The organism is Duganella sp. Dugasp56 (assembly GCF_047304105.1).
In the GTDB taxonomy this organism is placed as follows: domain Bacteria; phylum Pseudomonadota; class Gammaproteobacteria; order Burkholderiales; family Burkholderiaceae_D; genus Rugamonas; species Rugamonas hordei.
In genome coordinates this window covers 63,235-71,840 of the sequence record NZ_JBGLYQ010000037.1, presented here as the reverse complement: position 1 = coordinate 71,840, position 8,606 = coordinate 63,235, and the positions used below count along the sequence as shown (strand labels likewise).

The window sequence follows — 8,606 nt, the reverse complement described above, 5'->3', positions numbered from 1 at the left end:
CCCCGCTTATTTTCCCTTCCCCCGCTTGGGGCCCCACAAATCACGGGGGGGGGGGGTTTGTTTTATAGATCCCGCGGGCGGCGCGCCCCCCGGGCGCGCGGGGCTGGCGCTGCGCGCCAGCAGTTGGGCGATAAAAACGCCGCCCCAAAATAGACTGCTTGAGTAGGCGATGCCTGATGCATGTCGGCCATCCTTCACATTAGTCTACCACTGCACCACTTTCCGGCTTGCCTACTCGCTGTCTATCAAGACAGCATTGGTTTTCAAAATTCGCAAGGCGTCAGCTACAACCAGGCGCACGGTTACGAGACACACTCGCTAGGCGCCCACCGCAACTTAAAATCTACAGAAGCATGGCGAGTCACACAGGCTTTAAATTGCTTATTAAGCAGCACAGAATTTAACTCGCGCCAGCCGGCGGCCGGGATTGTCGTTGGTCGGCGCCGGCTACAGCGAAGCCGCGCTGACCGGCACGGCCTACTCGTACGGGCAAGCCACGCTGCACCGCAGCGCGCCGCAATTTCGCGCCAGCGTCTCGCTGGCCGCGCGAGGCAAGCTGTTTGTTGACGAGCGAGATGGTCCCGGGTGCAGCGCGATCGGCATCAGCAGCGAGAACCACAGCGCCTTGGCGCTCACCAGCTCCGACAGCTTCTTGATGAGGTTGACATCAATGACATCGAAGCGCACCAGAAAGCGGGCCTCTGCGCCGCCCGTCGTTGATCGCGGTGGTCAGCCGGTGCTCCTCCGGCAGCGTTCTGACGGAGCCGAGCGTGCCGCCGAGCGAACCGATGATTGTTTCGCGGTTCCACGTGGCCTGCCAGCTGATCGCCTGTTCGCTGCTCAGCACATTGTATTGATAGACGTCGCGCCAATGCGCCTCCCACAGCTTCAGCCGCGTCAATGCTTCCTGCAGCGCGGCCCGCCCTTCGGCTTCCTCGGACCGATTGAAGTCTGGATCCGAGGCCCGCCTGATTTCGTACTCCTTCGGCAGATAACCCGTTTCGGCAAAATGCCGCTGCACATACGCCTGGGCTTCGCGCTCGCGGCGCCGTTGTTCTTCGCTTAAGTACTGCGGCGAACCGCGCGGGGCATAATCGGCCACGTGCCTTTCGGGCGGCGGGGGAAGAGTGGCAACGGGATCTCTGGGCATAAGCGCTCCGGAAAAATTTTCCTTAATTATATGTTTTAAAAAAAATGTAAATCTCACCAATTGTCATTGGTTGCATGAATTAAGCTTTTACGAAGCCTTGCGCACCAGCACCGCGTTCGGGTAATACCCATCCGGCGCGATGCGCTTCAGGTTCTCGAATTACTACTCGTCAACTTTCGAGTCGAGCCATATCGGCCTGACTCAAACCCAGGAGCCTCTCAAAATCCCGGGCCGGTTCACATAGAGCTCGGCGATCCGGCGCAGCGCCTCCGTGGTTAGCGGCGTCGGTCGCGCCGCGTGCAGGTCGTGGAATTTGCGCCGTGCATGTGCCCAACAAGCCGTCTCGCGAACCACGCCGTCGTCGAACAAGGCGTTGAAGCCGGCGTAAGCATCGGCTTGCAGCACGCCCTCGAACTTGGCCAGGTGGGTCTGCGGATGAATGCCCTTGCGGTCCGGCGTGTAGGCGAACCAAACCGCTGGCGGCGTGGTGTCGCCGGAGGGCCGACCGTCACGCACATAGGTCCACAGGCGCGCCGTCTTGGTTTTTCCACTGCCGGGTGCTACTACCGGGATCGGCGTATCGTCGGCATGCAGCTTCGACGCCGCCAGCACTTGGCGTTGAATGGCATCGACCAACGGGCGCAGCAACGCGCTGGCGGCGCCGACCCAGCTAGCCAGCAGCGCGCGATCCAGGTCGACGCCTTCGCGGGCCTAGATGACGGACTGGCGGTAGAACGGCAGAGCTTGAACTCGAGCGGATGCTGGCGATAAGGGCCGCGCGCATTCTTGGAAATGATCGGTTGAAAATTTGTGTCCATAATCAGAATTTGTGGGCACACATGCTGTGCCAAAATTCGATCATGGATGCCGGAGCCTAGGCAGTCCAGACGGCGCTAGGAAGACGCTTACACCCTTTGCAGGCTTTCCGGCCCAATTGGAATAGCGAATTTTCGCGAGTTGCAAGCAAAGAGAAAATCATGCAACCTGCCGTCTGGTAGCCCCTCCTCCGACTAAAAAACAGTGCTGTTTGGCGCCATCTCGACGCAAGCCAGGTGGGTTTGCTCAAACAGCAAACAAATTTCTATGGCCACTTCTATTTCCAATAATACGGCCCCGCCAGTACCGCTTCGCACTATCGTCATTCTTGCCTTCGACGACGTGACCGCTTCAGACGTCAGCGGTGTCGCGGATGTATTCGCGATAGCCACCCGCTTTATCAGGCCCGCTGGCAATTCTGGATATCACGTCGTAGTAGCATCCGTCGATGGCACTCCTATTCGCACATCTTCTGGTCTGACATTTACGACAACGGCACTTTCATCGTTAGATATTGACGCCATCGATACACTAGTTGTCCCAGGTGGAGGCCCTCCTCAAGATCCACCAGTGCCGATCAAAGTTGTCGACTGGCTCTCGCGCGAAGGGCACCGGCCGAAGCGCCTGTGCGGCATCTGCACCGGGACATTTCTATTGGCCGAAGCACGCCTCGTAGGAAACCGTCGGGTCACTACACACTGGCAGTCCACAGACGTGTTAATGAAGCGCTACCCGGAAGTATCGATCGAGCCTGACCGCGTCTATTTACAGGACCGTGGCTTATGGACCTCCGCCGGTTTCACAGCAGGGTTCGATCTCGCGCTAGCTATTTTGGAAGAGGATCAAGGCTATGCAGCCGCGATGGAAACGGCAAAGTCAATCGTCGTGTTCGTCAAGCGAGCGGGCGAGGAGGCGCAACTGTCCGCAGCATTAACCACGCAATCAGTAGCAGATCGACAGTTCAGCCGCCTTCATGCCTGGATCATAGAACACCTCTCCGAAAACCTAACCATTGAGGTTCTAGCCGAGCAAGTTGGAATGGCGCCAAGGACATTCACTCGGCGTTACGCCGAACAAATGGGGAGTACGCCGGCCAAAACTATTCATTCACTACGCATGGAGGCGGTAATGCGCGCGGTTGCTGACAGGGGTTTTAGCCTAAAGCAGATTGCACGCAACTGCGGGTTTGGTGATGTACAAAATCTACGCCGCCATTTCGTACGTCACTGCGGAATTAGCCCAGAACAGTACCGAAGGAACTTCGCTGTAGGTGAACTTGGCTCTTCCGCTAAGGAGAGCTTTGCCATGTTGTAAGGTCGCGCCGATAATAGCAGGAGCCGGTCCTGCCCCAAGACGTGAGCGTACGTAGGCCTCTTGTCCATGCGATCTGCCAAGTTTTCACGCCAGCGCCGTCGCCCGAACGACACTGGCATGCACAGCGAGTGCTGCAGATTACCAACTTTAGAATAGCCTTTATTTCACCTCTTCTGTTGCCTCCGGCGGGGAGCAGGAGCATGTGGCAGACGGGATCTCATACGTACGTCCCGGCTTCAAACCTTGCAACAAAAGCGCGTGTCGGCGCACCTCGCTGGCCGGTAGGGGGCCACCGTGTCCCATGTGAAACGTTTGCATGCCCGAATCGACCATCGCGAGCAGCTCTTTGCCAACGGCCTTCGGATCATCCTCGAACGGCGGGCGAATAGCGTGATTCACGCGCAACATCCCCCCTAGTAGAACCCCGGACGCAACCAGGTCTCCAACGAGAGCATCACCGGTCGCTAGTTGCACCGAGATAGAGCCATCCGTATGACCAGGCGTATGCCGGGCCACGCCGTCCAACCCAAATTGAGTGAGGTCGAACGATTCGCCGTCTTTTAAAAGGAAGTCCGGCGTGAATGCCTTATATGGCTCGGTAGGCAACCCCGTCTTCAAGAACAAACTGCCGAACCACGCCGTCGTGCAATACGTCATGGGCTTGCGTCGTTCGTAGTAATCCAGGTCGCCAGCGTGCGCCAAGATCGGCGCCTTCGACAGTTCGCGCATCGTCGCGGCCGATCCCGCATGGTCAGTGTGAGCATGCGTAACGACTATCAACTTGATGTCTTGAACTCCCAGGCCATGTAGCTTAAGAACACGCTCAATCTTGGCTTCAGAGCCAGGCGTCCCCGTATCGATAAGCACACAACCACGCGTACCGATGACCAAGTGGCAGTGGACCATGCCGAACGGCAGGATAGGAATTGTAATGATGGCTGGCTTTTTCATTCTTGACCTCTTTGATAGTGGATGGATTGCGGACCGACCAGTGCCTAATTCAAGGTATTCCGCTCGATAGGCAAATTATCGACCACATCCCCTATGCACATGCATGCCTATATTGACTATATAATGGTCAATATCGCCAAATGACATAATTCTTTTTCTTGAGGGTTGAATGAAGACCGTACGCATCGCCGTCCTTGCTTATAGCGGGTCCATGCCCACCCAATTGTTCGGCATCGCCGATGTACTGCGCATCGCTAACGACATGAGTCTCAGCTTGGGCGCAAAGCGAGACGTCCGATTGGATGTCGAGTTGATTGCACTGCCAAACAGAAAGGTAATCGTGGCCGGAGGACTTGCACTGCGAATCAAGCGTCCCGTCGGCAGCTACGACCTCTTGATTGTTCCTGGATTGGAAACGCAACGATATCAAGACTGGACAGCGAAACTGACTCCACTGACGCGAGAAGTTGATTTCATCCGTCACAGCTTTTCTCGCGGAACGCCGGTTGCGGCCGTTTGCGTCGGAGCTTTTCTCCTGGGCGAAGCAGGCTTACTGAATGGGCGCAAAGTCACGACCGCATGGCTTTTCGCTGGCGACTTGGCGAGTCGCTACCCGGAGGCCAACGTCAACTCAGACGCCATCTTGATGGAGGATGGCGCCGTCGTCACCACTGCTGCGGTGAGCTCTGCCTTTGACTTGGCAATCCATTTAATAAAGCGCCACCTCGGTGCCGACGTCGCTACAGCCACCGCAGCGATCACACTGCTGCCATCCCAACGGGCCAGCCAATCCCCCTATGTCGATTCCAACTTGCTGGAACGAGAACTGCCAACGTTCTCGCAAAACCTGGTGCAATGGTTTGAAGTCAGATTGACGGAGACTTACGATCTTGAGCGCGTGGCGCAAGCATTTCATGTCAGCGGTCGCACATTGATCCGCAGGGTCAAGGCAGAAACTGGAAGATCACCTCTGGCCCTGCTGCAGCAGGCTCGCGTGGAGAAGTCCAAGCATCTTTTGAAGAGCACTAACTGGACCATTGCAAAGATCGTGGAAGCTGTAGGCTATTCGGACGTCGTCAGCTTCACACGTCTTTTCGCTAAACTCATCGGCGAGACTCCAACGAAGTACCGCCATCGCTAGCACCTTGCCTTTAAGGCAGGATGGGGCGCCAGCCACTTCCCCACTCAGATTTGGGAAAAGCAGCAGCGTTATTTCGCCCCTGCCGCGTCGCGCTGGGGCGATGAGCCACAATATTGCTACTTACCTTCGCCGCGCCCTGCCCTAGACGCGATTTCGAAACGCGGACGTCGAGGATTTCGGCCTCCAGGTGTAGCTCGCCCCCTGGCCGCACCGGCTGCGGCCACTGTAGTTCATCGAACCCGGCACCGACTACGCCGGCCGCTTACGACCGCCGTGCGACTCAATCACAAAATTCAGTAAGTCTTTCATGGATTTTCATTCCTCAGTAATCTTCAACAGACTAGTTTTCGCCCAGCTGTCGTCCGATGCAAAATGCTGTCCAAACAAAATTGGTGCGCGTCGCAGTTGTTGCCCCCCATTTGCTCAAGCCCGCGCTGCAGCCCTAGTAAGGTCATCAACTAATCCGCATTTCGGGCGCATGGGAGTGCACAACAAGAGCAACTGCAGCGTCAACAGCCGACGGGCAAAATACCCGTCGGCACCGAAAGCTCCACGATCGCGGGCCTGTTGCCCAACTAACTCAAATAGCAGCCACTCGAGTCAACAGGACCGTCTCTGTTATCGCTTATGCACCGGCCTTCGTCGATTGGATAAATTCGACGATAGCGGCGGCCACTTCCGCCGGCGACTCGAGCGGCGACAAGTGTCCGGTACCAGGCAGCACGTGCAGCTTTGCCTGGCTGATGCGAGGCAGCAGCTCCGCCTTCAAAATATCAACCGAATCCACCTTATCCAGCTCGCCGGCGATGACAGCAACCGGTACCTCAATCGCACCTACCAGGCTAGAAATGTCTTCCCGACTGGTCGATGCAGGCCATGCCTCGCGGGCCTGTGGCGCGCCGCGCATGCTGTCTTCAATGACCTGCTCACGCAAAGCTGCAGAAAGAGGCTTGGCGGTCAGCATGTGATCCAGTGCCATACCGATCGATTCGCGCGACAGATAGGCGGATTTCATGCCTGCACGGGCTTCTGGAGGCAGCGCCAGTGGCGTTGGCGTCGCAGGCGCAACCAGCACCAGGCCGACCAAACCCGAAGGGCGACGCGAGGCCAACAGTTGCGCAATCTTGCCGCCCATCGAGTGCCCTATCAGTACGTATTCACGCAGGCCCAGCTTGGCGATCATTTGCTGCGCGTCGTCAGCAAAGTCCGCCAATGCGTAGCCGGTAGCAGGAGCTTCGGAGTCACCCCAGCCGCGCAGATCCGGCGCCACAGTGCGATAACTCGGAGGCAGTGCTGCGATGACCGCGTCCCAGGTACGCGACGAACCACCCCAGTAATGCAGAAATACCACCGCAGGAGCGCCGCCGCCCTGATCTTTGACATTAATCTCGATACCGTTGACTGCAATTTTCATGATAGGTCTTCCTTTTTGGTAAAAGCGTGGGCACATTCTAGATACTATCTTTAGGCACGATAATCCAGCACTTGCTATCATCTGTCGGTCGTAGAATTATCGAATCAAGGAGGGCACAGTGGACCGCATAACCGAAATTGAAGTGTTTGTTGCAGCGATAGATGAAGGCAGCCTGGTCGCGGCGGGCAAGCGCTTTGGTTTGTCTGCGTCAATGGCTGGGAAATATCTGAGCAGTCTAGAGGCGAGTCTGAATGTACGGCTGATTCAACGCAGCACTCGAAAGCTGAACGCTACCGACGCCGGACGTGCCTACTATGAGCGTTGCAAGCGTATCCTGGATGAGTTCGAAGAGGCGAATAGTGAAGCGAGCGACAAGAGCACTGCGCTTCGCGGCCTACTTCGTGTAACTGCGCCAGTCAGTTTCGGCATGCTCCACCTGAGTGATCTCACGGCTCGTTTCATGGCCGAGCATCCTCAAATTGCAATCGAAATTATGCTCGATGACCGTTATGTCGACCTCCATGCAAGAGGAATTGACATAGCGATCCGCATCGGCCGCTTAGCCGACTCGGAACTGGTGGCGAAGCGTCTCGCACCCTGCCGCATGGTCCTGTGCGCGGCGCCTTCGTTCTTAGAACAATACGAACCGGCCCCCACCCCAGACGATCTGAAAAGAGCTCCGCGCCTAGACTTCAGTGAGGTCGTCACGTCCGGCGGATGGAATTTCACCGATTCCGAACAGAGACAATATCTGATCGACGGGCCGACACGCATGCTGTCAAATAATATGCACATGCTGCTTGCCGCTGCGCTGGCCGGCGCTGGCATTGCTTATGGCCCTACCTTCGTGTTTGGTCAACACCTGGCCTCGGGAAAGCTGGTGCGCCTTCTACCAGACCTTGAGACCATCGAGTTGTCCGTGCACGCAGTGTTCCCAAGCGCTCGATATTTACCGTCCAAGGTGCGTCAATTTATTGACTATCTCTCGGCAGAATGGGCTGACGGCCCAAGCTGGGACCAGAATTGAGCGATAAAGTAGACATCACGTAAGTATTCTTATCACCGCCACCACCGCTCGGCATAAGTCGCCGCGTCCCAGAATCCCAAAGAACGCCGCAACCTGTTCTCGCTCGTCGCAGCTATGCCCAGCCACACGGGCTTGTGAGATTTTGCACATTTTTCAGCATGATGGCTTGCCGATTAATAGTCCCGCAGCGACGCCGATGCTATTTGCCGAAGCGAGCTCTGACGCGCTTGCCGATGCTGCCAATAGCCGCATCGGGGCATGCAAAATGAAAATGAGCCAATCTGGTTGCCACGATTGGCCGTGCACGACGGGCCACGTTTGTACCACCAATATCTTGTCCTAAAAAGACGGAAATATGACACCCGAGGCCAGTGACTGCCAGATATGATTGGGCGTTTAGCAGCGCAACCGGCCTCCGCCAAACGTATTCATTCGAAATGAAATGCACATCAATCAAGAATCCACCTCGCAAGGCAGTGAAATCCGACGGCAGCTACGCAAAATGCGGTTAGCATCTCTCATGGAGGGTTCTACCCTCCTACTTCTGTTAGCTGTCGCAGTACCACTGAAGCATCTCGCTGGCATCTCAGTCGCGGTTTCAGTAATGGGGCCCGTTCACGGATTAGCCTACGTCCTCTATGTCTGGCTACTCGCGCAGCTGCTCTCAAGCGGGGACTGGACGCAAGGGGAAGTCATAAGAATGGCAGTGGTCGCTCTTATCCCCTTCGGCGCGCTCGTCAATGAGCGTGCATTCGCGAGGTGTGAAAGGGACCTATCGACAGCACTAAGATAG

At 56.6% G+C, this 8,606-nt stretch carries 8 protein-coding genes and 1 pseudogene; 4 read left to right on the top strand and 5 right to left on the bottom strand.

The window, feature by feature from the left end:
* Nucleotides 1–477: 477 nt before the first annotated feature.
* The 3 genes and pseudogenes from ACCD07_RS23685 to ACCD07_RS23675 all read right to left on the bottom strand — a co-directional run.
* Nucleotides 478–687, bottom strand: coding sequence for a hypothetical protein (locus tag ACCD07_RS23685; protein WP_413448740.1), 210 nt, complete (start codon nt 685–687; stop codon nt 478–480).
* Entirely contained in the window at nt 668–1,102 is a 435-nt protein-coding gene (locus ACCD07_RS23680; protein ID WP_413448739.1) for a hypothetical protein, read from the bottom strand. The genes ACCD07_RS23685 and ACCD07_RS23680 overlap by 20 nt, the downstream gene beginning before the upstream one ends.
* A 288-nt stretch (nt 1,103–1,390) precedes the next feature.
* Nucleotides 1,391–1,891 (bottom strand): annotated as a pseudogene (locus tag ACCD07_RS23675) (IS66 family transposase); the annotation flags it as partial.
* Between the two features lie 342 nt (nt 1,892–2,233).
* On the opposite strand from ACCD07_RS23675, the gene ACCD07_RS23670 reads away from it, so the two are divergent.
* On the top strand, nt 2,234–3,280 hold the full coding sequence (locus tag ACCD07_RS23670; RefSeq protein ID WP_413448738.1) for a GlxA family transcriptional regulator: 1,047 nt from the start codon (nt 2,234–2,236) through the stop codon (nt 3,278–3,280).
* A gap of 159 nt (nt 3,281–3,439) precedes the next feature.
* Here ACCD07_RS23670 and ACCD07_RS23665 read toward each other — a convergent pair whose 3' ends face one another.
* Nucleotides 3,440–4,231: an MBL fold metallo-hydrolase gene (locus ACCD07_RS23665; protein WP_413448737.1), complete on the bottom strand. Its 792-nt coding sequence runs from the start codon at nt 4,229–4,231 to the stop codon at nt 3,440–3,442.
* A gap of 169 nt (nt 4,232–4,400) precedes the next feature.
* Between ACCD07_RS23665 and ACCD07_RS23660 the strand changes: the two genes are divergently transcribed.
* Nucleotides 4,401–5,372 carry a GlxA family transcriptional regulator gene (locus tag ACCD07_RS23660; RefSeq protein WP_413448736.1) on the top strand — a complete coding sequence of 324 codons (972 nt, stop codon included), beginning with the start codon at nt 4,401–4,403 and terminating at the stop codon, nt 5,370–5,372.
* A gap of 625 nt (nt 5,373–5,997) precedes the next feature.
* Here ACCD07_RS23660 and ACCD07_RS23655 read toward each other — a convergent pair.
* Nucleotides 5,998–6,786: an alpha/beta fold hydrolase gene (locus ACCD07_RS23655; protein ID WP_413448735.1), complete on the bottom strand. Its 789-nt coding sequence runs from the start codon at nt 6,784–6,786 to the stop codon at nt 5,998–6,000.
* 118 nt (nt 6,787–6,904) lie between these two features.
* On the opposite strand from ACCD07_RS23655, the gene ACCD07_RS23650 reads away from it, so the two are divergent.
* The gene (locus tag ACCD07_RS23650; protein ID WP_413448734.1) at nt 6,905–7,813 is read left to right on the top strand and encodes a LysR family transcriptional regulator; all 909 of its coding nucleotides are present in this window, start codon (nt 6,905–6,907) and stop codon (nt 7,811–7,813) included.
* A 442-nt stretch (nt 7,814–8,255) separates the two neighbouring features.
* Entirely contained in the window at nt 8,256–8,606 is a 351-nt protein-coding gene (locus ACCD07_RS23645) for a DUF3817 domain-containing protein (protein WP_413448733.1), read from the top strand.